23 protein-coding genes, 1 pseudogene and 1 riboswitch are annotated in these 25,619 nt (G+C 45.2%); of the genes and pseudogenes, 19 read left to right on the top strand and 5 right to left on the bottom strand.

From position 1 onward, the window contains the following. The 4 genes and pseudogenes from CEG13_RS17480 to CEG13_RS17465 form a co-directional block, all read left to right on the top strand. Window positions 1–620, top strand: a 620-nt coding sequence (locus CEG13_RS17480; RefSeq protein WP_143469695.1) for an RNA-guided endonuclease InsQ/TnpB family protein, incomplete at its 5' end; no start/stop codon positions are given. Between the two features lie 130 nt (window positions 621–750). Further along, a pseudogene (locus CEG13_RS17475) lies at window positions 751–1,002 on the top strand (DinB family protein); the annotation flags it as partial. A gap of 153 nt (window positions 1,003–1,155) precedes the next feature. Next, complete coding sequence (locus CEG13_RS19425) at window positions 1,156–1,626, top strand: GNAT family N-acetyltransferase (protein WP_100013176.1); 471 nt, start codon at window positions 1,156–1,158, stop codon at window positions 1,624–1,626. Window positions 1,627–1,899: 273 nt separating this feature from the next. Continuing rightward, entirely contained in the window at window positions 1,900–2,718 is an 819-nt protein-coding gene (locus CEG13_RS17465; RefSeq protein WP_100013175.1) for an alpha/beta fold hydrolase, read from the top strand. A gap of 32 nt (window positions 2,719–2,750) precedes the next feature. Here CEG13_RS17465 and CEG13_RS17460 read toward each other — a convergent pair whose 3' ends face one another. Further along, complete coding sequence (locus CEG13_RS17460) at window positions 2,751–3,299, bottom strand: hypothetical protein (protein WP_100013174.1); 549 nt, start codon at window positions 3,297–3,299, stop codon at window positions 2,751–2,753. 73 nt (window positions 3,300–3,372) lie between these two features. Here CEG13_RS17460 and CEG13_RS17455 point away from each other — a divergent pair, with 73 nt between their 5' ends. From CEG13_RS17455 to CEG13_RS17430, 6 genes are all read left to right on the top strand, one after another. Further along, window positions 3,373–3,891, top strand: a complete 519-nt coding sequence (locus CEG13_RS17455; protein ID WP_143469694.1) for a hypothetical protein — start codon at window positions 3,373–3,375, stop codon at window positions 3,889–3,891. 152 nt (window positions 3,892–4,043) lie between these two features. After that, window positions 4,044–5,105: an aldo/keto reductase gene (locus CEG13_RS17450; RefSeq protein ID WP_100013172.1), complete on the top strand. Its 1,062-nt coding sequence runs from the start codon at window positions 4,044–4,046 to the stop codon at window positions 5,103–5,105. 370 nt (window positions 5,106–5,475) lie between these two features. Beyond that, window positions 5,476–6,657 carry an aminotransferase class I/II-fold pyridoxal phosphate-dependent enzyme gene (locus tag CEG13_RS17445; protein ID WP_100013171.1) on the top strand — a complete coding sequence of 394 codons (1,182 nt, stop codon included), beginning with the start codon at window positions 5,476–5,478 and terminating at the stop codon, window positions 6,655–6,657. Next, entirely contained in the window at window positions 6,654–8,327 is a 1,674-nt protein-coding gene (locus tag CEG13_RS17440; RefSeq protein ID WP_100013170.1) for a thiamine pyrophosphate-dependent enzyme, read from the top strand. Before CEG13_RS17445 ends, CEG13_RS17440 begins: the two co-directional genes overlap by 4 nt. Window positions 8,328–8,360: 33 nt before the next feature. After that, the gene (locus tag CEG13_RS17435; protein ID WP_100013169.1) at window positions 8,361–9,857 is read left to right on the top strand and encodes an aldehyde dehydrogenase family protein; all 1,497 of its coding nucleotides are present in this window, start codon (window positions 8,361–8,363) and stop codon (window positions 9,855–9,857) included. A gap of 30 nt (window positions 9,858–9,887) precedes the next feature. Further along, entirely contained in the window at window positions 9,888–11,060 is a 1,173-nt protein-coding gene (locus CEG13_RS17430) for a saccharopine dehydrogenase family protein (protein WP_100013182.1), read from the top strand. Window positions 11,061–11,174: 114 nt separating this feature from the next. Here the strand turns inward: CEG13_RS17430 and CEG13_RS17425 are convergent, their stop codons facing one another. The 3 genes from CEG13_RS17425 to CEG13_RS17415 all read right to left on the bottom strand — a co-directional run bounded on the left by CEG13_RS17425 (window position 11,175) and on the right by CEG13_RS17415 (window position 15,089). After that, window positions 11,175–12,611 carry an NAD-dependent succinate-semialdehyde dehydrogenase gene (locus tag CEG13_RS17425; RefSeq protein WP_100013168.1) on the bottom strand — a complete coding sequence of 479 codons (1,437 nt, stop codon included), beginning with the start codon at window positions 12,609–12,611 and terminating at the stop codon, window positions 11,175–11,177. An 84-nt stretch (window positions 12,612–12,695) separates the two neighbouring features. Beyond that, the gene (locus tag CEG13_RS17420) at window positions 12,696–13,898 is read right to left on the bottom strand and encodes an acyl-CoA dehydrogenase family protein (protein ID WP_100013167.1); all 1,203 of its coding nucleotides are present in this window, start codon (window positions 13,896–13,898) and stop codon (window positions 12,696–12,698) included. A gap of 39 nt (window positions 13,899–13,937) precedes the next feature. After that, complete coding sequence (locus CEG13_RS17415; protein WP_100013166.1) at window positions 13,938–15,089, bottom strand: CaiB/BaiF CoA transferase family protein; 1,152 nt, start codon at window positions 15,087–15,089, stop codon at window positions 13,938–13,940. Between the two features lie 555 nt (window positions 15,090–15,644). Between CEG13_RS17415 and CEG13_RS17410 the strand changes: the two genes are divergently transcribed. From CEG13_RS17410 to ade, 6 genes are all read left to right on the top strand, one after another. Then, on the top strand, window positions 15,645–16,640 hold the full coding sequence (locus tag CEG13_RS17410; RefSeq protein ID WP_100013165.1) for a glycine betaine ABC transporter substrate-binding protein: 996 nt from the start codon (window positions 15,645–15,647) through the stop codon (window positions 16,638–16,640). 83 nt (window positions 16,641–16,723) lie between these two features. Next, window positions 16,724–17,584, top strand: a complete 861-nt coding sequence (locus tag CEG13_RS17405) for an ABC transporter permease (protein ID WP_100013164.1) — start codon at window positions 16,724–16,726, stop codon at window positions 17,582–17,584. Further along, the gene (locus CEG13_RS17400) at window positions 17,581–18,789 is read left to right on the top strand and encodes a quaternary amine ABC transporter ATP-binding protein (protein WP_100013163.1); all 1,209 of its coding nucleotides are present in this window, start codon (window positions 17,581–17,583) and stop codon (window positions 18,787–18,789) included. The genes CEG13_RS17405 and CEG13_RS17400 overlap by 4 nt, the downstream gene beginning before the upstream one ends. Before the next feature lie 188 nt (window positions 18,790–18,977). Then, on the top strand, window positions 18,978–19,472 hold the full coding sequence (locus tag CEG13_RS17395; RefSeq protein ID WP_100013162.1) for a PH domain-containing protein: 495 nt from the start codon (window positions 18,978–18,980) through the stop codon (window positions 19,470–19,472). Beyond that, window positions 19,469–20,959, top strand: a complete 1,491-nt coding sequence (locus tag CEG13_RS17390; RefSeq protein ID WP_100013161.1) for a PH domain-containing protein — start codon at window positions 19,469–19,471, stop codon at window positions 20,957–20,959. The genes CEG13_RS17395 and CEG13_RS17390 overlap by 4 nt, the downstream gene beginning before the upstream one ends. 68 nt (window positions 20,960–21,027) lie before the next feature. Further along, window positions 21,028–21,129, top strand: a riboswitch (purine riboswitch). A 98-nt stretch (window positions 21,130–21,227) separates the two neighbouring features. Next, a complete protein-coding gene (ade, locus tag CEG13_RS17385) occupies window positions 21,228–23,015 on the top strand; it encodes an adenine deaminase (protein WP_100013160.1) in 1,788 nt (595 codons plus the stop codon). A 91-nt stretch (window positions 23,016–23,106) separates the two neighbouring features. Here ade and CEG13_RS17380 read toward each other — a convergent pair whose 3' ends face one another. Then, window positions 23,107–23,574 (bottom strand): nucleoside deaminase, encoded by a 468-nt coding sequence (locus CEG13_RS17380; protein ID WP_100013159.1) that lies wholly within the window; start codon window positions 23,572–23,574, stop codon window positions 23,107–23,109. A gap of 202 nt (window positions 23,575–23,776) precedes the next feature. On the opposite strand from CEG13_RS17380, the gene CEG13_RS17375 reads away from it, so the two are divergent. The 3 genes from CEG13_RS17375 to CEG13_RS18850 all read left to right on the top strand — a co-directional run bounded on the left by CEG13_RS17375 (window position 23,777) and on the right by CEG13_RS18850 (window position 25,525). Next, the gene (locus tag CEG13_RS17375) at window positions 23,777–24,385 is read left to right on the top strand and encodes a dihydrofolate reductase family protein (protein WP_100013158.1); all 609 of its coding nucleotides are present in this window, start codon (window positions 23,777–23,779) and stop codon (window positions 24,383–24,385) included. Window positions 24,386–24,519: 134 nt separating this feature from the next. Beyond that, a complete protein-coding gene (locus CEG13_RS17370; RefSeq protein WP_100013157.1) occupies window positions 24,520–25,290 on the top strand; it encodes a S41 family peptidase in 771 nt (256 codons plus the stop codon). Between the two features lie 64 nt (window positions 25,291–25,354). Beyond that, complete coding sequence (locus tag CEG13_RS18850; protein WP_158234723.1) at window positions 25,355–25,525, top strand: hypothetical protein; 171 nt, start codon at window positions 25,355–25,357, stop codon at window positions 25,523–25,525. The last annotated feature ends 94 nt before the right edge of the window (window positions 25,526–25,619 follow it).

Below are 25,619 nucleotides of genomic sequence, written 5' to 3'. Positions count from 1 at the left end.
ATATTTCTATTCTTACAGAGTACGAGAAGGAGATTGAAAGCAAAGAAATTGAAAAAGTAGTTGGGTTAGATTTTGCGATGGATGGCCTATTTGTCGATAGTGAGGGTGAGAAAGCCAATCACCCTAAGTTTTATCGACAAATGCTTGAAAAATTAGCAAAAGAACAACGTAAACTTTCTCGTAAAAAGAAAGGGTCTTCGAACTGGAATAAACAACGCATTCAGGTAGCTAAAATTCAAGAAAAAGTTGCCAATCAACGTCAGAATTTTCTTCATCATAAATCAAAAAACTTATCGGCGAATTATGACGCTGTTGTGATTGAAGATTTAGATATGAAAGGGATGTCACAAGCTCTAAAGTTTGGCAAAAGCGTCGCTGATAATGGTTGGGGAATGTTCACTTCTTTCTTGCAATACAAACTAAAAGAACAAGGGAAACAACTTATTAAAATTGACAAATGGTTCCCGTCCACCAAAACGTGTTCAAATTGTGGTTCAGTACAAGAAATCAAGTTATCTGAACGTACCTACCAATGTACTTGCGGTCTAAGTCTCCATAGAGATTACAATTCGGCACTCAATATCAAAAAAGAAGGTATTCGCTTATTAGCAAGTATCTAATAAAAATATAAACTTTTGGAACAAGAGGGTTAGCTTGGTCCATTTCGTCAGCTGCCAAAAGTGGCGATTACCCAAGAAGCCCCCATTTCAAGCTACCCTTAAGGGTGGTAAGTGGTGGGAGTAGTTCACTGCGATCCAATCATTAGAAGATAACGCAAACAGCTTCCTGACTTCGAAAAAAACCTTCCCAGAGCTTAAAGAGCAGTTGCTGGAGGTCCTGCTGCGCTGGCAAGAGCTGATTACAGAGGAGAAGCTCGAATCAAACGTCATTGGATTTCCAGTGGAAGCCGAATGGTGGGCGTTAATTGGAAATTTGACTACACATAATGCCTATCACATTGGACAAATAGCTTATATTCGCAAAATGGAAAAGGAATTTTAAGTGCTTCTGTTACTTAACGGATCTAGCTGGTTTACAGAGTCCAAGCATGGGAGCGAGAGTTAGGTAGATGGATAGGGGGTATTTTGTGGATAAGCCCATAAAAATTACTCAGTTTTTTTATGATGACGCTGATATAGAAAAGATTGGGGAACTATACTGTGGGGCATTCTTATCAGAGGAGATAAGGGAAACATTATAAAAAACATAAACAAACATACAAATTATGAAGGGTTTAGGGGATTCCAAGCAAGAGATGAAGAAGGGAATATTATCGGTTTTACATATGGCTATACAAGTTTACCGGAGCAGTTTTACCGGCAGAAAATTGCTGAACAGTTATCAGAAGCTGAAATCAAGATATGGCTGAGTAGTTGCTTTGAGTTCGTTGAATTAGCTGTCGACGCTACTTATAAACGTCTTGGAATTGGAAGCAAGTTGCATGATGTTCTATTAGAGGAGGTTGATCATAACACTTCTATTTTAACAACAAACGTTGAGAACAGTCCTGCTGTAAATTTATATCAGAAAAAGGGATGGAAAGTGATTAAAAGTCATGCCCCTGTTATTTCAGAAGATAGTTTGCAAGTAATCATGGTGAAAGAAATAAATGAAAACATAACTTGAAGAAAGCTGGTGAAAAAATGATAAATGAAGGCGTTAGGGGTCTGCTGGGTGAAACATTTGAAGGACCTAAAGGGAAAATGAATATTCAAGGCTGACTGAACACGTCAGCGGAGAAGAGCTTCCTGCCGAAAAGGCGTATAACCTGCTTGGCTCATTAGCTCATGCTGCCTATCATTTAGGGGCAATCAGGCAGATGGTGAAGGTAATAAAATAGGGGGTTTATCAGAAAGCAGCAGAGTTACACATCTTGGTTTATTGGGAGTTTATTACAAAATGAATTTAAACAAATCAACAGGTATCGTTAAAACTGCAGGAGCTGATATTTACTATGAGATGAAGGGTGCAGGAGAAAATGTACTGTTAATTCACGCAGGCATCGCGGATTCACGTATGTGGGACAATGAATTCAATTTATTAGCAGAAAACTTTCATGTCATTAGGTTTGATCTCCCAGGGTTTGGGCAGAGTGACTTCACCGGGGGTAAGTTTTCTTATAATAACATGATCAATGAACTGATGGATCAGTTAAACATTAGTGAAGTCCATATCCTGGCTGCTTCGTTTGGCGGGAAATTAGCAATTGACTTTTGTCTGGACAATCCTGAAAAATGTCAAAGCTTAGCACTACTATCTCCGGCATTAGGTGGATGGGAAGATTCATTGTACCTGCAGCAGTATGAAGCAGAAGAGGAGAGGTTATTGGAAGAAGGTGAGACAGAGGAGGCTGCAATACTAAATTTCAACACATGGATAGTTGCAGGGAGAACAACTGAGTCTATTGAGTCAAAGGTTAAAGATCTGGTAATAGATATGCAGATGAAGGCTTTGACTAAACTAGAACCAGCTTCTTCCGTGGAGGAAATTGACCCTGAAGATAGTATATACAGAATAGGTGATATAAAAATCCCTGTAGTGATTATTATTGGTGGTCATGATGTTCAGGATTTTCACGATATTTCCAATCTGATTTGCAAAAAGATCCCGACGGCGAGAAAAGTGACCATTCCAAATGCAGCCCACTTGGCAAACCTGGAATTTCCGGAGTTATTTTCCCGGATCATTTTGGAGTTTTTCTTGGCGGATAGGAATTGAATGATGACAATTCTACTCGGAAGGGAGTGTTATTATTCTTGCTCAATCATAGACTCCGCTGTCTCAATCAATACAGGTCTTTTATATTTTTCATCAGCATAGTTGATGCCCAGAATATATTCGAATTCACCTTTTTTCATAAATAGCTGTCTAATATGCAGCGGATCATGATTAATTTCTTCAATAAATATCTCTTTGCCATTGCTTAATTGATCATTCACACTGTTTTTGTAGGGTTCATTTGGATTGATGGTGAATTGAAAAAGGTCTTTTTTGTTTTCACCGAAAAAATGCAGCGATAAGCTGTTATCTTCGTTCATTTTCCCAAAGCTTCGATGTACGTCAAAGGGCATTTTCTTCGGCAATACTACCTTGGTGCTGAATGTATCCTCGAATTGTTCGATAGGATCCGTGATTTCTTGTGTGTATCCCTTGATTTTGTAAATCTCTTCCAGAGTTAAAGGCTGGTCTGAATGGAAATCTCCTTCTCCATCGTTGTTGTTTGTGTGGGCAGACACCGAACTTGTAAAGATGAAATATATTGCAATAAGAAATATAAACGCTGTACTGTAGGTTTTCATTTTGTCACCTCTTTGCTTAAGTTACTCCAGGTAATTTTATTTATACCGAACTATGAGAAATCGCAAAAACTAAATGAATAAAGGTGGAAAACTGATGACTAATACGCCTGATCTCACCATCATTGCTTCTCCTGAATTAAACTTTCTTTTATATGTACATAATATGCTCGATCCAAAGAAGAGATTTCCTCACAACCAACTTCCAAATGAAAACGCCGAAAAAGTAAGAAATAAAATACGGGTGCAGTGGGATCATTTTATGGACCAGTTGGAAAGCAAAGGGTATTATATTCATTATTCTGAGTCTGAAATTATCTATTTGGAGAAGCTTGTGGAAAACACAGCAAAACAAGAGAGGGAAAACGCGGCAGAGCAATTTCGCTCTTGGTGGTATTTTCAATCTGATGGGGGACTTCAGCGGTTGTTGGAGCACTCAATAGCTACTTCGCGGAAACTTGAGGATGCAAGGGGAGTTTTTAATTTGGAAAAGTATCCGCAGTTGCTCATAACTTATGATGAGGTTCCGAATGATTTTCGAACAACTGTTGGGGGATTTGCTGTTTTTTCGCAGATGAAGATTTTAGGTTATTGAATAAGAAAACGATAGTTAACCCGCGAACGAGTAGCGCTTCCCTATGTTTGGCAGTCAACATATAGGGAATAAAAAGTAATATACACAACATCCACCATGGGATGTTTTTTCAATCAAGAAGGGTTATTCAAACAATTAAAGGCAGGGATATAATGGAGTATATTAATCTAGGAACTTCAGGGCTCCGAGTGCCAAAATACATTCTGGGCACAATCCCATTCAGCGGTACGAATGGGTTTGAACCGGCAGGGAACATTGATGAAAAAGATGCTGCGAGAATGGTTGATATTTCCCTGGAGGCCGGGATCAACATGTTTGATACGGCAAATCTTTATTCGCGGGGTGACGCGGAAAAAGTCCTGGGGGCAGCGATTAAAGGACGCCGGGATGAGGTGCTGCTTACGTCAAAGACGGGTTTTCATATGAGTGATGATCCCAACTCTCGCGGCGCTTCCCGTATACATTTGGAGAAATCGATTGATGAGTCCTTGCAGCGGCTGGGAACGGATCATCTCGATCTTTACTTTGTCCATCTCTGGGACGGGCAGACTCCGATCGAGGAAACGGTGGAGACGATGACGAACCTGGTGAAATCCGGCAAGATTCGCTACTGGGGTGTCTCCAACTATAGCGGCTGGGCACTGGCCCGGACGGTTACGATCGCGGAGCAGCAAGGTTACATTCCTCCAATTACCCAGCAAATTTACTACACACCAGAGGCTCGCGAGGCAGAGTATGAGCTATTGCCAGCAGGCAGTGAACTCGGCGTTGGCTCAATGATCTGGAGTCCGCTTGGTGAAGGACTTCTTACCGGAAAAGTCGGCCGCAACAAAGAAGCGCCGCAGAATACAAGACAGGGAGAAGGATGGCCTGAGCCTTGGATTATGGATCAGGAGCGACTTTATCAAGTCATTGATGCTCTTGAGGAAGTAGCGGAAAACCGGGGAGTAAGCATTCCGCAGATTGCACTTTCCTGGGTGAAAGACCGTCCGAATGTAGGCCCAGTTGTTATTGCTGCACGGAATGAAGAACAGCTGCGGGAAAACATTGCTTCCTACGATATTGAGTTGACGAAGGAAGAACATGATAAGATTGAATCTGTCGCCCGGCCGGAACAGGTTTACCCACTATGGCACCGTGCGATGACTGGTTTGGAGCAAGCATCGTCCTCGGAAAAACCATATTTGGAAGAGTATAAAAAGTCTATGGAGTAAGTGAGGGTTGTTTTTGAGAGCAGGCTGCCATGGTGACGGTCTGCTTTTTCAAATGCTCTTTTTAGTGACAGCACGAGTTGCCCAGAAACGGACAACTCCAAATCGAGCGAATGTACGTCCGAAGCGAGCGAGTGTCTGACAAATCGCGCAAGCAGACGCATGAATAGCGCGAGCTCAAGGTCAAATCGCGCGTACCCACAGCTAAGTCGCGCGGCCATCATCTCAAATCGCGCACCCCACACCCCACAGCCCACAAATCGAACAACCTCATCCCCGCCAACAATCCCGATAAAACAATTGCAATTTACAAAACATTGATTTATCATCGAATATAGAATGGCGCTTCAAATAGAAACTAGGGGGACAATGGATGTCTTTTGTTTCAGACAAAGTGAGAGATTTGCCGCCATATTTATTTGCAGAGTTTCAGCGCAGGAAAAAAGAGCTTCAAGCTGATGGGGTTGATGTGATCGACCTGGGAATTGGGGCGCCTGATTTACCGACACCTGAATTTATCATCGACCGGCTGGTGGCTGAGTCGCGATTGCCCACGAACCACCGCTATTCCAGCTACAGCGGCTGTGCGGAATTCAGAGAAGCCGTCGCAGATTATTACAAGAGGCGCTATCAGGTGGAGCTGGATCCGGAATCTGAAATTCTGGCAGTGATAGGTTCAAAGGAAGGACTTGCAAATCTGATGCATGCCACGATCAATCCAGGGGATGCTGTGTTGGTGCCCGATCCCGGCTACCCGGTTTATCGGACGGCGGTGCAGTTGGCTGGCGGGGAAAGTGTGTCATTGCGGCTTGACCATCAAAATGGCTATGTGCCGCTATATGAGGAACTCGATCAAGCTGTAATCGATCGGGCAAAATTAATGCTGTTAAACTATCCGTCCAACCCGACCGCGGCAACCGTTAATTTTAACACGTTTTTGAAAGCGATTACATTTTCCGAGGAAAATCGACTTCTCTTCGTGCACGACGCGGCATATGACATGATTACCTACAACGGCTATAAAGCGCCAAGTGTCATGCAGGTGCCAAATGCGAAAGACCATGCGGTGGAATTCGGTTCCTTGTCGAAAAGCTTTAACATGGCCGGCTGGCGAATCGGTTATGCAGTCGGAAATAAAGAGGTCATTCAGGCATTGAGTACCATCAAGAGCAATATTGATACCAGCCAATTTTTGCCGATTCAAAAAGCAGCCGCAGCAGCACTCTCCAGTGATTTTAAAGCAGCAGAGGCAAACAGCTATGTGTATCAAATACGGATGGAAAAACTGCACCGTGCTTTTGAAAAGCTTGGTATTCAGGCGGATAAGCCGAACGGCACGATGTTTCTTTGGGCTAAGGTCCCCCATGGGTATTCATCCATGGAATTTGCGGAGAAAATGCTGCTCGAGGCAGGTGTCATCGTAACACCTGGCAATGCCTTTGGAGCACAGGGGGAAGGGTATTTCAGGGTGGCACTTACGGTTCCGGCTGAACGCTTGGATGAAGTAATCCACCGCATGGAGCAGATCGATTTGAAGGGGGTGGCAACGGAATGAAAGCGGCCAAAACAGCAAGAGCATCTAAAATTATGACGGCAGCCCAGGGCATTGTTGAGATCCTGAAAACTGAAGGGATCCGCAATGTGTTTTGTGTGCCAGGAGAAAGCTATTTGCCTTTGCTTGATGCCCTGCATGATGAAGAGGACATCCGGGTGATTTCGGCAAGGCATGAAGGCGGCGCGTCGTTTATGGCAGAAGGGTACGCCAAGTCTTCCCTCACACCCGGGGTCGTCATGGCAACAAGGGGCGTTGGCGCGGCAAACCTTTCCATCGGCGTACATACCGCCTACCAGGATTCCACACCAATGGTTGTCTTTCTGGGACAGGTGCACAGCAAATTCCGGGGCAGGGAAGGGTTTCAGGAAGTTGATCTGGACCGCTATTTTCAGCATATCGCCAAATGGACGGTCGAAGTGAAGGACCCTGAGCGAATTCCGGAATTGGTGCAGCGTGCTTTCCGGGTTGCCCAGACAGGAAGACCCGGCCCGGTGGTTGTCTCTTTGCCGGAGGATGTACTCCCTAAAAGCGCAGAAATGCGATTTGGCCCGGCCGCCATCAAACCAAAACCGGCACCAGCCATGGAAGAAATTCATGAAGTGGAAAAACTGCTTGCCGCGGCAGAAAAACCGCTGATTATCGCAGGCGGCGGGGTGAAAAGCGCACAGGCGGAAGAGGCACTGCTGGCTTTTGCAGAACAATACCAGATCCCTGTAATGGCAGCGTTTCGCAGGCATGATGTGTTCCCGAATGATCATCCTCTTTATGTCGGACATCTTGGGCTGGGAACACATAAAAACATCCTGCAGACTGCAGCAGAAGCAGGTGTCCTTTTAGCGATCGGCACGCGTTTATCCGAGGTAACGACCCAGGATTATCAATTGATTGCGCCGGAGCAATCACTGATTCACATCGATATCAGCTATGACACCATTGGCCAGGTGTACGCGCCGGATGCCGGCATTGTAGCAGATGCGAGGGAAGCGTTGCTGGCGCTAACCAACATGACGCTCAGCGGTAATTGGGAAAAATGGGCCAAAAAGCGGCATCACGCCTATCAGGAAGCAAGTCGTCTGGAAGTTTCGCATAAAGATGGCATCAACAAGCATACGATGAAAGTGATGTCTGATCTGCTGCCAGAGGATGCCCTTTTCACCAATGATGCGGGGAATTTTGCCGGCTGGCTGCATGCTTTCTATTTGTTTAAACAAGAGCATACTTATGTTGGGCCGACCTCCGGAGCGATGGGCTACGGCATGCCGGCTGCACTTGGGGCAAAACTCGCTTTCCCTGAAAAACCCGTGATCGCCCTGTCCGGAGACGGCGGTTTTATGATGACCATGCAAGAGCTGGAGACGGCCGTCCGCTATCAGATTCCGGTCATTTGCATTGTGTACAACAACCAGATGTATGGCACGATCCGCATGCACCAGGAAATTCATTACCCGGAAAAGGTAATTGGCACAGATTTGGGTATGGTTTCGTTTAAAGATATGGCGGCGAGCGTAGGGGCGGACGGCTATGTGGCTGATACGTCAGAGACGTTTGCAGAAGCACTCAAACAGGCTCTCGCGAAAAATCATCCGGCGGTCATTGAAGTGTTGACCAATAAAGAACAGATTTCCGTTTCATCCACGATTACCCAAATCCGTAATCGTGCAAAAAAATAGATGATCAACTAATCACATTAGGAGGTATTTTTTATGGCAGAAGCATTGCTCCAAGCAGAGAAGCTGAAAAATTTTATTGGCGGGGAATGGGTGGAAACGCAGGATTCTACCGAAGTAACGAACCCGGCAAATGGAAAGACGATTGTGCAAGTACCTTTATCCGGGGCAGATGCCGTTAATACTGCGGTGGAAGCTGCCAAAAAAGCGCAGAAAGAGTGGGCGCTGGTGCCAGCACCGCGACGGGCAGAAATTTTGCTTCAGGTTGGAATCCTGATGAAAGAACGCAAGGAGCGGCTGTCTCAGCTGCTGACGATGGAAAATGGCAAAGTGATAGAAGAAGCGCGCGGGGAAGTGCAGGAAGGCATTGATATGGCGTTTTACATGTCCGGGGAAGGCCGGCGGATGTTTGGCCAAACCACTCCGGCAGAATTGCCGAATAAATTTTCCATGAGTCAGCGCGCTCCGGTGGGTGTCGTCGGGATTATCACTCCATGGAATTTTCCTATCGCCATCGCCACCTGGAAGTCATTCCCGGCAATTGTTGCCGGCAATGCGGTCGTCTGGAAACCGGCCACGGAAACGCCGATCATGGCCTATGAGCTTGCCAAAATTTTTGAAGAAGCAGGGTTGCCAAAGGGTGTGCTGAATGTTGTATTTGGAAAGGGCTCAGCGGTTGGGGATGCGATGGTGCACCATGACGACATCCGCGTGATTTCGTTTACCGGATCCAATGAAACAGGAAGAAACATTGCCAGCGAGTGCGGCAAGCAGTTGAAAAAAGTTTCCCTTGAGATGGGCGGAAAAAATGCGGTCATCGTGATGGATGATGCTGATCTGGACCTGGCTGTCGAGGGGATTATCTGGAGTGCGTATGGAACGAGCGGCCAGCGCTGTACGGCCGCCAGCAGGGTGATTGTCCATGAAGATGTGAAAGAGCGGCTGGAGGAGCGGCTGCTTGTGGAAATGGAAAAACTTTCGATTGGTGATGGCCTGGATGAATCCAATAAAGTGGGGCCAATCATCAATAAAGCCGGGCTGGAAAAAATCAAAGACTATATTGAGATTGGTAAAGACGAAGGGGCAAAACTGGTTGCCGGCGGGTATGTTCTGGATGATGATGTGTACGAAAACGGGCATTATTTCGCACCAACCTTGTTTACAGACTGCACGGCAGACATGCGGATTTCCCAGGAAGAAATCTTCGGGCCTGTCATCTCGCTGATTCCGGTAAAAAGTTTTGAAGAAGCCATAGAGGTCAATAATGGCGTGGAATTTGGTCTATCAAGTTCGATTTTTACATCAGACGCCAATCGCGTGTTCAAGGCACAGCGCGATCTCGACACGGGAATTGTTTATGTGAATGCCGGGACAACAGGCGCGGAAATTCATTTGCCATTTGGCGGAACAAAAGGAACTGGCAATGGCCACCGCGATTCCGGCGTGCAGGCATTGGATGTGTTTACCGAATGGAAAGCGGTGTATGTTGATTACAGCGGAAAACTGCAGCGGGCCCAGATTGACACGGAATAGATAGAATAGCAGACGGGGGAGTGAATGGAGATGAAAGTAGGGGTATTAGGTTCTGGATTGATGGGAAAAGAAGCGGCAAGAGATTTGGCAGCAAGTGAAGGAGTGACGGCAGTCGGACTGGCGGATATTGATCTGGCGCGTGCTCAGCAGGTATGTGATCAGCTCGAGTCTGCCAAACTGACAGCTTACCAGGTCAATGCGATGGATGAGCAGGAGCTTGGCAATTATATGCGGCAATTTGATGTAATCATTAACGCGCTGTTTTATTCATTTAATGAAACGGTCGCAAAAACGGCGATCAAGGTTGGTGTGCATTCAGTCGATTTAGGCGGACACATTGGCCATATAACGGATAAGGTGCTGGAGCTTGGGGAAGAGGCCAAAGGGTACGGTGTTACGGTTATTCCTGACTTAGGTGTTGCTCCCGGCATGATCAATATTTTATCCGGATATGGTGCAAGTCAATTGGATGAACTGGAAGAGATCAGACTGTTTGTCGGTGGTATTCCACTGCAGCCTGACCCACCGTTTGAATACAACCATGTTTTTTCCATGGAAGGGGTATTTGACCATTATACGGATCCCTCGCTGATTATCCGGAATGGAGTGAGACAGGAGATCCCTTCTTTGAGTGAGGTAGAGCGTGTTTATTTTGATAAATTCGGCCCGTTGGAAGCTTTTCATACATCTGGCGGCACCTCGACATTGTCTTTGTCCTATCCGGATCTGAAAGCGCTCGAGTATAAAACGATCCGCTATCCGGGGCATGCGGAGAAATTCAAGCTGCTGGTTGATCTCAATCTCACCCGGACGGATTATTCGGTTGATGTAAACGGGCAGAAGATTAATCCAAGAGAAGTGCTGCTCAAGGTGCTTGATCCGATTGTCGAACTCGGGGATAAGGATGATGTGGTGCTGCTAAGGGTGAGTGTCAGCGGTAAAAAAGACGGACAGCCCCAGACCCATACATTTGAAATGACAACTGCCAAAGACAGAAAAAACAATGTGACGGCAATGGCGAGAGCGACAGCCAACACGATATCGGTCGTCGCCCAGATGATTGCTGACGGGACCATTGCGATGCGGGGGGTTTACCCACCGGAGCAAATTGTGCCAGGAGAAGCATATATAAAAGAAATGGCCAAACGCGGGGTGGATATTCGCCATCACAGCACGGCAGAGGAGTCACAAGTGACGATCTAACTTGGTCAACACAGAAAAGCCGCATTTCTACTTTTAGAGAAATGCGGCTTTATCTATGCTTAATTGCTAGTCTTAGAAAATAGCATTATTAGCCAGGTCGAGCGTTTCTGCCAATTAATCCTCCATCCCAATCGTCACATATTTTTTCTCCAAAAACTCATCCATACCGTGATGTCCGCCTTCTTTGCCAACACCGGATTGCTTGATGCCGCCAAATGGTGCTTCCGCTGCAGCAGGGAAGACGTCATTGACGCCAACGATTCCGTATTCAAGTTTTTCTGCCACCCGAATAGCTCGGCTGGTTGTTTCCGTGAAAATATAGGCTGCCAGGCCATAGTCGGTATCATTCGCTTTGGCAACAGCCACATCTTCATCCCGGAATGTCTGCACTGGCATGAGCGGGCCGAATGTTTCTTCGTTCATCACGAGCATATCATCGGTAACCTCTGAAAGAATAGTAGGCTGATAGAAATGGCCCGCCATTCCGCCGTTCCATTTTTCGCCACCGGAAACAATGCTTGCTCCCTTGGCCGCAGCATCCTCCAGATGGACCTGAACTTTCTGGACCGCCTGTTCATTAATCAATGGCCCCAGGTCGGTTCCCTCGGCCAGCCCATCGCCAATCTTGAGTTGCGCGACTTTTTCGGTGAGTTTTTGATTAAACGTTTGTTTAACTGCTTCATGGACATATACCCGGTTGGCGCAGATGCAAGTTTGACCGTTATTGCGGAATTTGCTGGCGAGTGCCAGGGACACGGCTTTATCAATATCCGCATCGTCAAACACAATAATCGGTGCGTGGCCGCCAAGTTCAAGCGAGAGTTTTTTCACATGATCGGCGCTTTCCCGCATCAAGTGTTTCCCAACTTCGGTCGATCCGGTGAAAGTGATCAGCCGGACATCTTTGCTTGTTAGCATTGTGTTGCCGATTGCCTCCGCATCTCCGGTTACAAGGTTGACCACACCGCTTGGCATGCCGGCTTTTTCTAAAATCCTGACAATCTCTATTGCCGACAGCGGGGTTTCCGGTGCCGGTTTTAACACCACTGTGCATCCTGCAGCGAGAGCCGGAGCAATCTTGCGGGTGATCATCGATGCCGGGAAATTCCATGGCGTGATCGCCCCAACAACACCGACCGGCTGGGGGATGACGAGCAGGCGCTTGGATCGGGCAGAAGATGGGATCCATTCTCCGTAGGTACGGCTTGCTTCCTCGGCGTACCAGAGCAGGAAGCTGGCCGCGCCTTTCACTTCCCCGATTGCCTCTTTCAGCGGTTTGCCCTGCTCAGTCGTGAGGATTTCCCCGAGACGCTCTGCATCCTCCAGCATAAGTTCATGCGCTTTGTACAAAATCCCCGAACGCTCCCTGCCGGTCATCTCACGCCATGTCTTGAATGCCTTGAGTGCTGCGGCAATTGCCTCTTCCGTTTCCGCTTTTCCGCCATAAGCGACTTTGGCGACCGGCTCCAGGGTTGCCGGATTGTACACAGTTTCTGTCTCTTTCAGGTCCCGCCATGTTCCATTGATAAATATGCTTTTATCGTATGTCATGTGATAACCTCCCTCTGGTTTCCTAGTCTGTAAAAGCCGTTCAGAGAGGGTCCCACCCGAACCCTCACTGAATGAAACTGCCTGCTACCGAACCTCCTGCTCTCTTTTCCATTCCGGCAGCATCTTATTCAATGGCTTATCCTGCCGGTACCCGAGGGCATATTCCGCCTGCATAATGGTGTGCACTTCCCGTGTTCCTTCATAAATCACCGGAGCTTTTGAGTTGCGCAAATACCGCTCCACCGGGTATTCATCGGAATATCCATATGCTCCGTGAATCTGAACCGCATCATCTGCGGCTTTGTTGGCGAAGTCACAGGCCTGCCATTTGGCTATCGATGTTTCCTCGGTATTGCGTTTGCCGGCATTTTTGAGTTCACCTGCACGGTAGACGAGCAGGCTGCTCATCTCCAGACCTGCTTTCATCTTGGCAATCATCTGCTGGACAAGCTGATGCTGGCCGATTGGCTTTCCGAATGTTTCCCGTTCTTTTGCATAGTCTGTGCTAGCCTCCAGACAGGCGCGAATTTGCCCGACAGCACCTGCAGCCACGGTGAAACGGCCGTTGTCGAGTGCAGCCATGGCAATCTTGAATCCTTCTCCTTCTTCTCCGAGGAGGTTTTCTGCCGGTACTTTGACATTATCGAAAAATATTTCGCCGGTGTTACCGGAGCGGATGCCGAGTTTTCCTTTTGTCGCTTTCGAGTCAAACCCTTCCCAGCCACGCTCCACAATGAATGCGGAAATTCCTTTATGCCGCTTTTCCTTTTCGGTATAAGCAAAAACAAGGAAATGATCTGCGGTATCGCACAGCGAAATCCATGATTTTGAGCCGTTCAGCACATAATGATCACCATTTTTTACTGCAGTTGATCGAATGGAGGCAACATCAGACCCTGCACCAGGTTCTGTCAGACCATAAGCGCCGACTTTTTCTCCCTTTGCCTGGGGGACCAGGTATTTTTGTTTCTGTTCCTCCGTACCCCATTGCAAAAGAGTCATACTGTTGAGGCCAGTGTGGACGGATACCGCTGTGCGAAAAGCTGTATCCCCGCGTTCCAGCTCCTCACAGACAATTGCCAGCGAATTGTAGTCCATCCCGCTGCCGCCATAATTTTCCGGAATACAGACTCCCATCAGGCCAAGTTCGGACAACCGCTTCATGATGACAGGGTCGAATTTCCCTTCCCGGTCCCACTCGGCAATATAGGGCAAAATTTCCTTATCAACAAAACTTCTCACGGTGTTGCGGAGCATTTCCTGTTCTTCGGTAAAATTGAAATCCATTTGCTCATCTCCTGTATAAGTAATTTTTGAGCTATACGCTTATTCCAATTTGCTAAACCCTTTTAACACCTCATCATTATGTTCCCCGGCATCCGGTGGGTGGTGCTTCACCTTAACCGGGGTACGCGAAAGTTTCAGCGGACTGCCGACCATCCGAATTTTTCCGGCTGTCGGGTGCTCTGTCGAAATAAACATCTCCCGCTCCTGAAGCTGTGGATCACGCACAACCTCATCGATGGTTTGAATTGGCCCGCATGGGATGCTCATTACTCGGCATTTTTCCTGCCAGTAGGCGGTTGGCTTTTTCAGAAGAACCTCCTGAAGCAGAGGGATTAGAGTTTCACGATTTGCCACACGATCCGGATTGGTCGCAAAACGCGCATCTGCAGCGTATTCAGGTTTCTGCAAAATCTCACACAGTCGCTGAAATTGAGCGTCGTTCCCTACAGCGATCACCATTTCTCCATCCAACGTCTGAAACGTCTGGTATGGAACAATATTGGCATGCTGGTTTCCCAGCGCAGCAGGAGTTTCCCCGGACATTAAGTAATTGCTCCCTATGTTAACAAGGGAGCTGACGGCAGAATCATATAATGATAGATCCAGTTTTTGTCCTTTTCCTGATTGCGTCCGCTCAAGCAACGCTCCCTGGATGCCGATGCAGGCGTACAGTCCGGTCAGAATATCGGTGATCGCCACCCCGACTTTTTGCGGACCGGCCTGGTTGTCACCCGTAATGCTCATCAGCCCGCTCATCGCTTGAATAATAAAATCATAGCCTGGCATATCTTGATAGGGACCGGTTTCCCCAAATCCGGTAATCGAGCAATAGACAATCCCCGGGTTGATCGCGGCCAGTGTTTCATAATCCAGCCCGAGTCGCTGCATCGTTCCTGATCTAAAATTATTGATAATGACATCGCTTTCAATTACGAGTTTTTTAATCGCTTCGATACCCTCATGCGACTTCAGATCCAGTGTAATGCTCTTTTTATTCCTGTTGGCGCAGAGGTAATATGCGCTGACTCCATCTTGAAAGGGCGGACCCCATTTTCGCGTCTCATCACTGCCGCCCGGAGCCTCGACTTTAATCACCTCAGCCCCAAGATCGCCTAGAATCATGGTGCAATAAGGACCTGCAAGCACCCGGGAGAGATCCAGGATTTTAATGTGTTCCAGCGCTCCAGCCATTGCTTCACTCCTTTCCATCAAAACGGCTTTCAATAATTACGTTATGCTGTTAAGAAACATAGCAGTATCTACAATTTTATTATATATTATTCTGAAAAATATGTACAACATTACAATCCGGATTTTGATTCACTATAGAAATGCTGTTTTAAAAATGTAAAGGATGCCATAAAACGGTCATTATGGAGTGTAAGTGAGTATTAAGCTAATATTCGGCGATAACCTCACTTGATAGCTTATTACCACAGTTAATGTCGGATTTTGGCATTTTAGTGACATTGATTAAAAATGCCTAGTTCTATATAATTAATTTTGCTTGACAGACAAAGGGACCGCGACGCTCTGCCTCTCTTAAGCGGCGACAGTCAAGTTCTCTTTAACAAGCGAAAGGTGCTTATTTATCCTCTTAATAAAAGGCGTTCCTTCCATCCACATTCTATGGCTCCTGTCTATTAATTTCAATTACTAAGGGTAACGAATATTCACCGGAAAAATTGCTGGAATTATTCGATTTTATTTTCCAGGTAAACAATATAAAAAAGGGGGAAGAATTTCATGAAGAAAATTCTATTATCAATCACTGCGGCTAGCGCGCTTTTGCTTTCTGCCTGTGGTGGTGGCTCAAGTGCAAGCGGGGAGATTGAAACGATTGTTATGGCGGATGCCGGCTGGGACAGCATACGTGTACATAACGGCATAGCTGCCACGATTATTGAAGAAGGCTATGGCATCAATACAGACGTAACGGCCGGTTCAACAGCGGCAACACTGCAAGGTCTTCGTGAAGGTGACATTAATGTTTATATGGAAGTATGGACAGATAATGTAAAGGAAGTGTATGAAGAGGCAACCGAGGCAGGGGAAATTGAAACGGTTTCCACTAATTTTGATGACAATGTACAGGGGCTGTATGTTCCGACCTATGTGATCGAAGGGGACCCGGACAGAGGGATTGAGCCAATGGCACCTGACTTGGAAACGGTGGAGGATTTGAAAAATTATCCGGAAGTTTTTGAAGATCCGGAAGACCCTGGACGCGGAAGAATTATCAATGCACCAAGCGGCTGGGCGGTTCAAGAAGATATCGACAGGAAGTTTGAAGCATACGGCTTGGGCGAAACCATGAATAATTTTGCACCGGGTTCTGACGCAGCGGCAGTTGCTGATTTAACGGATGCTTATAATGCCGGTGAAGGATGGGTTGGCTATTATTGGTCCCCAACGGCCGTTACGGCACAGTATGATTTGACATTGCTGGAAGAACCTCCATACGACGAGGAAACATTTAATGAGACAGGGGCGACCGAGTTGCCACCAAATGATGTCGTCGTTGCGGTGCATCAAGATTTGCCGGACCAGGCGCCGGACGTGGTAGACTTCTTAAGCAACTATGAAACGGACAGTGCTATGACGGAAGCGGCTTTAAGCTATATGATGGAAAATGAAGCATCCGCTGAAGAAGCGGCAATTTGGTGGATGAATGAGTATGAAGATGTCTGGACAAGCTGGGTTCCGGAAGATGTTGCGGCACAAGTAAAAGAAGCATTGTAATTTTATGAAGCAGCCCGCCACTTGGCTGGCTGCTTCTTCATTTTTAGAACGAACTAAAATATAAAAGAGGTGGAGTTTTGCCAATGGGTAATTTCCCTGATATTACGACAAATTTAGGTGATTATGCAGATCAATTTGTCAGTTTCCTAGATACGTCTTTACGTGGCTTTTTTGACTTAATCTACTTACTAACTTCCCGTATGATTAATGTAATTGATGATTTTCTGGTATGGCTTCCATGGTGGGTCTTTATCATTGCGATCATTTTGCTAGGCTGGTATTTTAAGAGCATTTATGCAGGTTTGTTGTTTGGAGTGTTTATTTTTCTGATTGGGACATTTGGATTGTGGGCGGATATGATGACGACGATAGCTATTATTGTGACAGCTGTTCTCACCTGTCTGATTATCGGCATTCCAGTGGGTATTTTGATGGCATATAATCAGGGTTTCTCCAATGTGCTCCGGCCGATTCTGGATGCGATGCAGACGATGCCGAGCTTTGTGTATTTGATCCCTGCCATCTTTTTCTTCGGGTTGGGGAATGTTTCTGCCATTTTTGCTACATTGATTTATGCATTGCCGCCTGTTATCCGATTAACGGAGCTGGCTATTCGCGGTGTGGATAAGGAAGTGATCGAATCGGCTCAGTCATTTGGCTCGTCCAGGTGGCAGATGCTTCGTAAAATTCAGCTTCCACAGGCATTGCCGACGATCATGGCAGGGGTGAACCAGACCACGATGATGGCGCTCGCGATGGTTGTTATCGCCTCGATGGTAGGTGCTTCCGGTTTAGGGGAGCAGGTACTTGTGTCGATTAACCGAATTGATATTGCGCTAGGTTTTGAAGCGGGTATCAGTATCGTATTCTTAGCGATCATTATTGACCGGATTACCAACGGCGTAGCGGATAAATTCCAAAAACACAGGGGGGCAGGAGAATGACCACCAAGATAAGACTTGAGAATGTTTCCAAGATATTTGGGCCTAAACCAAAGTCGATTATCCCCATGGTTGAACAGGGTATGACAAAAGAAGAAATTCTGAAGAAAACGAATCATACAGTCGGTGTATATAATGCGTCTCTGGATGTGAAAAAAGGGGAAGTCTTTGTCATCATGGGGCTTTCCGGGAGCGGGAAATCAACGCTGATTCGCTGTTTCAATCTATTAAATAAACCAACAGGCGGATCTATCTATATAGATGATGAGGATATTGTTGCCTATGACAATACAAAACTTAAAAAAATGAGACAGGAAAAAGTAGCGATGGTTTTTCAGCATTTTGGCCTGTTCAGCCATAAAACCATCTTGGCCAACGTGGAATATGGTTTGGAAATACGCAATGTTTCCAAAGAAGAACGCAGAGAGATTGCGATGAAAAACATTGAAAGTGTCGGCTTGAAAGGATATGAAGATAAGTACCCCGGTGAATTGTCGGGCGGTATGCAGCAGCGGGTTGGGTTAGCCAGAGCGTTGGCGAATGACCCGGACATCCTGCTGATGGATGAGCCATTTAGTGCACTTGATCCGCTGATCCGCAGGGAAATGCAGCTGGAAATGCTGGATATTCAGGAGCGTTTGCAAAAAACGATTATTTTTATTACACATGATGTGAACGAAGCATTTCGCATCGGGGACCGGGTGGCAGTAATGAAGGAAGGACAGGTGGTGCAGGTTGGCACACCGGAAGAAATCATTGAAAGTCCTGCAAATGATTATATCTCCGAGTTCATCAAAGATATTGACCGGTCAAAAGTTTTCCAGGCAGAACATGTGATGATTAAACCAAATGCCCTGGTGTCGATCAAGGACGGGTTAAATGTTGCGGTAAAAGAAATGAGGGAAAACGGCATATCCAGTGTATTCGTTGTCGACCGCGGCCGTCATCTGAAAGGGATTGTGACAATTGATGATGCGGTCAAAGGGATCAAGGAAAAACAGTCACTGGAAGATGTATTGCGACCGGATGTCACGGTCGTGAAACAAGACGAATACATCAGTGATTTAATACCGAAAGCACTGGAGTCATCGTTTCCATTGGCTGTTGTGAATGATGATAATAAGCTTGCTGGGCTTATCCTTCGTGTCCATGTATTGTCTGGGTTAGCACCTGATGATGTGGATGAGAGTGAAGAGTATCATGGGTAGAAGTTGAATAAGAATAGGTAAAAACGCCAAAGGTTTTCAAGAATCTTTGGCGTTTTATTTGCTTATACAAAAGGCAGTTTGACTCCTCATGTGAACAGCAACATAATAATAGAGGGAACCGAATGAAACTAAATCGACAAGTCGCTCGTACTATCAATTGCATCAAAACAGAATAAGGAGTGTAACCATTGCCGGAACAGCTGCAAACACCTCAGAATCGACTCTCAAAAAAATCCGTTAACGTTTGGCTGCTTGATGAAACAATAGAGAATGTTATCGGTTTTGTGGTACTTATTGTATTATTCTTTCTCGATTATTATTTTGATTGGGTTAACTGGATAGGCTGGATCCTCATCGCACTGGCTGTAATAAGCGTGCTTGGCGCCCTTTGGGGATTTATTAGGCCTTCCTTATTGTACAAACACTGGCGATACGATATCAGCGAAGAGTTTCTTCAGTTGAAATTTGGTGCAATAAAGGAAGAGCACCAGCTTGTGCCTATGACAAAAATTCAGTCCGTTTCAACCAAACAAGGTCCGCTCATGCGTAAATACGATTTGTATTCGATATCGGTGCAAACGATGGGATCCACACATACCATCCAAATGCTTGATAAGGATGTGGCGATGGAACTGAGAAACCGCATCGCCCATTATGCCAAGGTAGAGGAGATGGACGAATGACGGAGGCAAGACGTTATCATCCCGTTCAAATCATCTATGACCTGTGGCAACTTATTAAAAACAGTTTTTTCTTTATCCTTATTTTGTTTGTTTTCCAGGCAGGATCGGATGCCTGGTGGGTGACGTACGGGAAATATGCGCTACTGGCCATCATTGTCCTCCGAATCCTATACATTTTCCTGAAATGGCTGACACATAAATATGCGCTCACAGCAACCGCCTTTGAATTAACGGAAGGCATATTTTCAAAGAAAAGAAAAACCGTTCCTTATGCAAAAGTGCAGCATATTAAACGGGAAACAAAGCTGTTTCACCGCATTTTCCGTGTGACTTCCATTACGTTCGAAACTGGTTCTCAGGGGGAGGAGAGCGCAGTAACTTTTCATGTCGTTTCTCGTGAGGAGGCAGACCGGCTGGAAAAAGAAGTGTCCCAGCGTAGTTCGGATGTAATCGAAGTTGATGAGACAGAGGAAACGGAAGAAAGCGAATTGCCAGCTGTAGAACCGGATCGAACAGTGCACTTTCATCCAACAAAAAAAGATGTGATAAAAGCATCGTTTACGTCATTGAGTTTTCTTGCGGTCATCCCAATCGGCGGATCGTTACTATCCAAGCTGGAGGATACCTTTCAGATGGAGCAGCAAACAGAGGGATTCTTTTCGGCTATTTTTCAAAACTGGTGGCTGATTGTCATTTCGGCTGTTATTCTGTTGGTATTGTTAATCGCGGGCGGCATGATATGGACATTTATTAAATATGGCAAATATGAAATTGCCTCCGATCAAGAGAAGGTCTATATTACCAAAGGCGTGTTGGAAGAGACACCCTTTTCGATTACGAAACAGAATGTACAGGCCATTAAGATTGAGCAGTCACTGATGAAGCGGATTCTTGGCTTGGCAGAAGTGAAGCTCGTATGTGCCGGTGGAATGGGGGAAGACAGCGCCGATGTGAACAGTCTGTACCCTTTTCTGCCAGTACGTAAAGCGCATCAATTAATTGTGGAGATATTGCGGACATATGAAATCACCGATTCTATGCAGCGCTTGCCGCGAAAAGCATTCTGGCTGCGTATGCTGACGCCGAGTTGGTTTTGGATTATCGCAACCGTCATCCTTTATTTCTGGAAGCCTGATTTTCTGGGTTTGTCGGAATATTGGTGGGCACTGTCTATTGTTTTATTGATATTGGTCGTTATTTCGAGAGTATTAGATTATAAACATACATCCTATACGATAAATGACCAGTTTATCCAGTTAAGAAGCGGAGGATTTACCACTTCCTTCTTTCTTTCCAAACGCAACAGGCTGATTGAAGTAGGAGCATCCCGCAGCATTTTCCAGAAAAAAATGGGGCTCGCCTCTCTTGCCGTGGTAAATCGTGCCAAACCTGTCTTGCATTCAACAATTGCTGATGTGCCAGATGAGTGGGCGGATACATTTTTTGCATGGTACAAGGGAAGAAGGAGAGAGTTGGAGATTAGGTAAAGATAGACGCTGATGCCTGGAATTGTTTGATCTGGACTATATTGACAAGAAATAAAGCATATGATTAGATAGATTAACAATTAAATAAATGTATAAGCTTGAGAATAGGGCTCAAGCGTCTCTACCAAGTGACCGTAAATCACTGGACTACATGTAACGGAAATGGCACAGATCTATTTTTATGAAATATGTGTCTCCTTTCCACGTGTAGGACAGTCTGGAAGAAGGTATTCCAGGCTTTTTTCATTTTATAAAGGAGGCTCCATCATTGTATAAACATCTTCACGAACTCAACACCGATTTGGCCCAAGTAGCTTTAGGCAAGAAAAAGGCAGAAACCGTTATTCAAAACGGGATGCTCATCAATGTGCTAACCGGAGAAATACTGGAAAACCAGGGTATTGCCATATCCGATGGAAGAATAGCTTTCGTTGGGGATGCGGCACATACCATTGGACCGGAGACGAAAATCATTGATGCAGCAGGAAAATATATCGCACCAGGCTTGATCGATGCCCATATGCATGTGGAAAGCACGATGCTGTCTGTAACTGAGTTTGCAAAAGCGGCTTTAGTAAAAGGAACGACAGGTATATTTATGGATCCCCATGAAATTGCCAACGTGTTTGGTGCAGAGGGTGTTCGCCTTATGCATGAAGAAGGTCAGCAGTTGCCGCTCAAAGTGTTCACAACTTTTCCATCTTGTGTGCCGGCGACCGATCATTTTGAGGATGCCGGTGCAAGTCTGGGTGTCGATGATATTAAAGAAGGATTAACCTGGGAAAATGTCGTCGGACTTGGCGAAGTGATGAATTTTTCTGGGGTCATAAATGGCGATCCAAAAATGATCGGAGAAATAAAAGAAACCATGAAAGTGAACAAAACGGTGACCGGGCATTTTCCAGATGGAAGTGACCAAATGCTGCAAGCCTATATTGCATCTGGTGTCACCTCCGATCATGAGACTGTGACCCGTGAGCAAGGACTTGAAAAAGTTCGCCTCGGGCTGCATCTGATGATTCGGGAAGGCTCTGCCTGGCATGATGTCAAAGAAGTGATCAAAATTGTTACAGAGGATAACGTAGCTACGGAAAATATTATGCTTGTGACAGATGATGTTTACCCGCAAACATTGGTGGAACAGGGCCATTTAAATCATGTTGTACGCCGTGCCATTGAGGAAGGGGTAGACCCTGTAACAGCTATCCAGATGGCGACGATTAATGTTGCGCGTTATTATAAAAAACAGGATGACCTCGGAAGTATTGCACCCGGAAAATGCGCAGATATCATGATTTTGGATGATTTGCATACGGTAGAACCTTTCATGGTCATGACAGATGGGCAGGTTATAGCAGAAAATAATCAGATCGTTGGCGAATTCCCTGTTTACGTGTACCCGGAAAACGTGAAAAATTCAATGAAGATCGGGAAAAAACTTGTACCAGAAGATTTTCTGCTAAAATCCCAAACCAGTAATAGCTCTGCACATGTAAATGCAATTAAAGTTATTGAAAATAGTGCACGAACGGAAAAATTGGAAGTGGCTCTACCGATGACGGGCGGTGTTATTCAGCCGGATATCGAGCGGGATATTATTCGGATAGCATGCATCGATCGTCACCACGGATCCGGGCAAACTTCGCTCGGCTTTACCCAGGGTTTTCAAATTAAAAAAGGAGCAGTCGCTTCAACTGTCGCGCATGACAGTCATAACCTGCTGGTGATGGGTGAAAATGCAGATGATATGGCAGTGGCAGCCAATATACTGGCAGAATCAGGCGGTGGCATGATCGTTGTGGAGGATGGCAAGGTTTTAGCCCATGTCCATATGCCAATTGCAGGGCTGTTGTCTGATCAGCCATTGGACACGGTGATCCATGAAGTAACAGAATTGGAGCGTGCCTGGAAACACATTGGCTGTCCCCTCCATGCACCGTTTATGACTTTTTCACTGATTGCTCTGGCGGTTATCCCGGAAATTCGTATAACAAATCGGGGGATAGCAGATGTAACCACCTTTGAGTTGATTGAGACGGAAAAAGTAAATAAGTAAATGTCACAGCAGGAAAGCAGGCTTGTTTTGGAGTTGAAACGAGCCTGCTTTTTTACTGCAAAATTAAAAGTAGTGTTAACAGCATTCAAGCCTAATAGCTCGTTTTATCACTTGAATCTTTCCAGATCTGGAATGGAAGGTCATAATTATCCGGGCAAATTTGTACCATCTTCATGCTGCGTTTTTCAACAGGAAGTGCAATTTGTTCATAAATAAAATGATCATCAAACCCGATTTGGGCTACCTCCTTTTTCGTAGCTGCATAGTACACCGCTTTTGGTCTGGCCCAATAGATTGCACCGATGCACATTGGGCATGGTTCACAGCTGGTATAAATTTCACAATCCGTTAATTGAAACCGATTCAATGACTTGCATGCCGCTCGAATCGCCTGCATCTCTGCATGAGCGGTGGGATCGTTCGTTGTCGTTACTTCATTGCGACCGACACCAATTATCTTTCCATCCTTTACAACAATTGCCCCAAATGGACCGCCATCGGTCATTGCACTTTTTTGCGCAATTTCAATAGCTCTTTCCATAAGCTTTTCTTTTCCCACATTAATCCCCTCCATTCCATCACACGAATAATATCATTCATTCATATTTGACCGTAAACGCCGTCAGTATTATAACATATCTGTATTTGCTAATGTACTGAAAATTTAGCTATGAATTCATCGGACAGGATAAAATAGCAATCGAGAAGAAATTCATGTTTTTTTGCGTAATATAATGGTGGTACTATGAGGAGGTTATGTAATGAGCAAAGTTATTCTAAATATCTCTATGTCTCTCGATGGATTTATAGCGGGAAGTAATGATAATCAACAACAGCCTTTAGGAGATAATGGCGACATTCTGCAAGCCTGGATGTTTTCTGGAGAAGAAACTAGCCGGACCAACCCCTTTTTTAAACTTTCAAGCATCGATAAGAACATTTTTGATTCAGCGGCTGAAGAAACCGGTGCTATGATTGTTGGAAGAAGGACTTATGACATCGTGAATGGATGGGGAGGAAGTCACCCATTAGAAAATGTTCCGGTATTTGTGCTTACTCACAGTATCCCAGATTCTCCCCCTGAAGGTACTACACCGTTTACCTTTATCACAGACGGAGTGGAACAAGCGGTTAAACAAGCGAAGCAAGCAGCTGGATCTAAGGATATAAGTGTTGGCACTGCGAGTGTCGCACAACAATGTATAGAATTGGGGCTGTTAGATGGACTAGATCTACATATCGCCCCAGTATTGCTTGGTAGGGGTATACGTTTATTTGATTATATTGGAGAAGAGAGCGTCATGTTGAAATCAACTGAGGTAATAGAAGGAACATGTGTTATACATGTTAAATATGATGTTTTGAGATGAATATATTGGTGTTATTTCGAATGTAATTAAGTCTTTATTAAATAAGGTGCAAGAAAGGAGAACATATTGACACGATATTAAGACTGGAAAATTGCTTATTCTAACAATATCTCTTTAAAGAAAGGGTTGATCACATGCATCAGGATAGAACAACTTATGCTGAAATCATTAATTCATTGGTTGAAGCTTTAAATGATTACTACGTATTTCCTGATATCGCAAAGGAAATGGGAAAGATGCTAGAGTTGAAGTTATCAAAAAGCGAATATGAAAGAGACGCAACCGTGGAAGAGCTTTGTGAAGAACTTACAAATGATTTTAGGGAAATAAGTAAAGATAAACATTTAAGATTAAAGTACTCGCAACTTGAGAAGTCTTTGGATCAAAAGATAAACGAAAGAGAACAGAAGGAAAAATATTTGTTGAGTGCCAAGGTTGATAATTATGGTTTTTATAAGGTTGAGCGTCTTGCGGGGAACATTGGTTACATTGATCTAAGAGAATTTTACAATGCTATGATTGCTGCAGAAACAGGGGCAAATGCTATGAGCTTGGTGGCTAATACTGAGGCACTAATCTTTGATCTGCGAAATAATGGTGGCGGGGATCCAAATATGGTTGCGTTTTTAACAAGCTATTTATTTAAATCCGCAAAGCCAGTACATTTAAACAGTTTTTATTATAGACCGGATGATAATTATAAACAATTCTGGACTATGCCAGTTATTTCAGGAAAACGCTACGTCGTTAAGCCAGTTTATATTTTGACAAGCAATTATACATTTTCTGGTGCTGAAGAGTTTTCCTATAACTTGAAACACTTAAAACGGGCAACGATTATAGGGGAAGTTACAGGGGGGAGGAGCGAATCCTGGCTTTGTTCACCAACTAACAAAGCATGTTAGTGTATTTATTCCTAATGGACGTGCGATCAATCCGATCACCCAAACAAATTGGGAGGGGGTAGGGGTGATACCAGATATCGAAACCAGTAGGGAGGAAGCATTTGGGACAGCTTACAAAATAGCCCTTCACCATGTGACTAAACAATATCAAGGCAGTATAAGCCATGAGTTTTTGGTTCAGGAAGCTCAGAAGGAACTGGAGAAAATGCAGTATAAACAAGATGTAACCTATTGAATATTATGCAATTAAACTATTTAATTACAAATAGAGTCGTTGAGTTTCGAACCCAATCCACATTTGATGGCAGGCGGGGTATTTTATTTTTTTG

Source organism: Lentibacillus sediminis, assembly GCF_002763455.1.
GTDB lineage: Bacteria > Bacillota > Bacilli > Bacillales > Amphibacillaceae > Lentibacillus_D > Lentibacillus_D sediminis_A.
The sequence above is the reverse complement of the archived record's forward strand: the minus strand, read 5'-3'. Positions and strand labels throughout refer to the sequence as shown.

Bases quoted from the DNA above. Each gene is read 5' to 3' on its own strand.
- CEG13_RS17465 (WP_100013175.1), top strand. From the start codon at position 1,900: ATGAATTTAAACAAATCAACAGGTATCGTTAAAACTGCAGGAGCTGAT.
- CEG13_RS17460 (WP_100013174.1), bottom strand. From the start codon at position 3,299: ATGAAAACCTACAGTACAGCGTTTATATTTCTTATTGCAATATATTTC.
- CEG13_RS17455 (WP_143469694.1), top strand. From the start codon at position 3,373: ATGAATAAAGGTGGAAAACTGATGACTAATACGCCTGATCTCACCATC.
- CEG13_RS17450 (WP_100013172.1), top strand. From the start codon at position 4,044: ATGGAGTATATTAATCTAGGAACTTCAGGGCTCCGAGTGCCAAAATAC.
- CEG13_RS17445 (WP_100013171.1), top strand. From the start codon at position 5,476: ATGTCTTTTGTTTCAGACAAAGTGAGAGATTTGCCGCCATATTTATTT.
- CEG13_RS17440 (WP_100013170.1), top strand. From the start codon at position 6,654: ATGAAAGCGGCCAAAACAGCAAGAGCATCTAAAATTATGACGGCAGCC.
- CEG13_RS17435 (WP_100013169.1), top strand. From the start codon at position 8,361: ATGGCAGAAGCATTGCTCCAAGCAGAGAAGCTGAAAAATTTTATTGGC.
- CEG13_RS17430 (WP_100013182.1), top strand. From the start codon at position 9,888: ATGAAAGTAGGGGTATTAGGTTCTGGATTGATGGGAAAAGAAGCGGCA.
- CEG13_RS17425 (WP_100013168.1), bottom strand. From the start codon at position 12,611: ATGACATACGATAAAAGCATATTTATCAATGGAACATGGCGGGACCTG.
- CEG13_RS17420 (WP_100013167.1), bottom strand. From the start codon at position 13,898: ATGGATTTCAATTTTACCGAAGAACAGGAAATGCTCCGCAACACCGTG.
- CEG13_RS17415 (WP_100013166.1), bottom strand. From the start codon at position 15,089: ATGGCTGGAGCGCTGGAACACATTAAAATCCTGGATCTCTCCCGGGTG.
- CEG13_RS17410 (WP_100013165.1), top strand. From the start codon at position 15,645: ATGAAGAAAATTCTATTATCAATCACTGCGGCTAGCGCGCTTTTGCTT.
- CEG13_RS17405 (WP_100013164.1), top strand. From the start codon at position 16,724: ATGGGTAATTTCCCTGATATTACGACAAATTTAGGTGATTATGCAGAT.
- CEG13_RS17400 (WP_100013163.1), top strand. From the start codon at position 17,581: ATGACCACCAAGATAAGACTTGAGAATGTTTCCAAGATATTTGGGCCT.
- CEG13_RS17390 (WP_100013161.1), top strand. From the start codon at position 19,469: ATGACGGAGGCAAGACGTTATCATCCCGTTCAAATCATCTATGACCTG.
- CEG13_RS17375 (WP_100013158.1), top strand. From the start codon at position 23,777: ATGAGCAAAGTTATTCTAAATATCTCTATGTCTCTCGATGGATTTATA.
- CEG13_RS17370 (WP_100013157.1), top strand. From the start codon at position 24,520: ATGCATCAGGATAGAACAACTTATGCTGAAATCATTAATTCATTGGTT.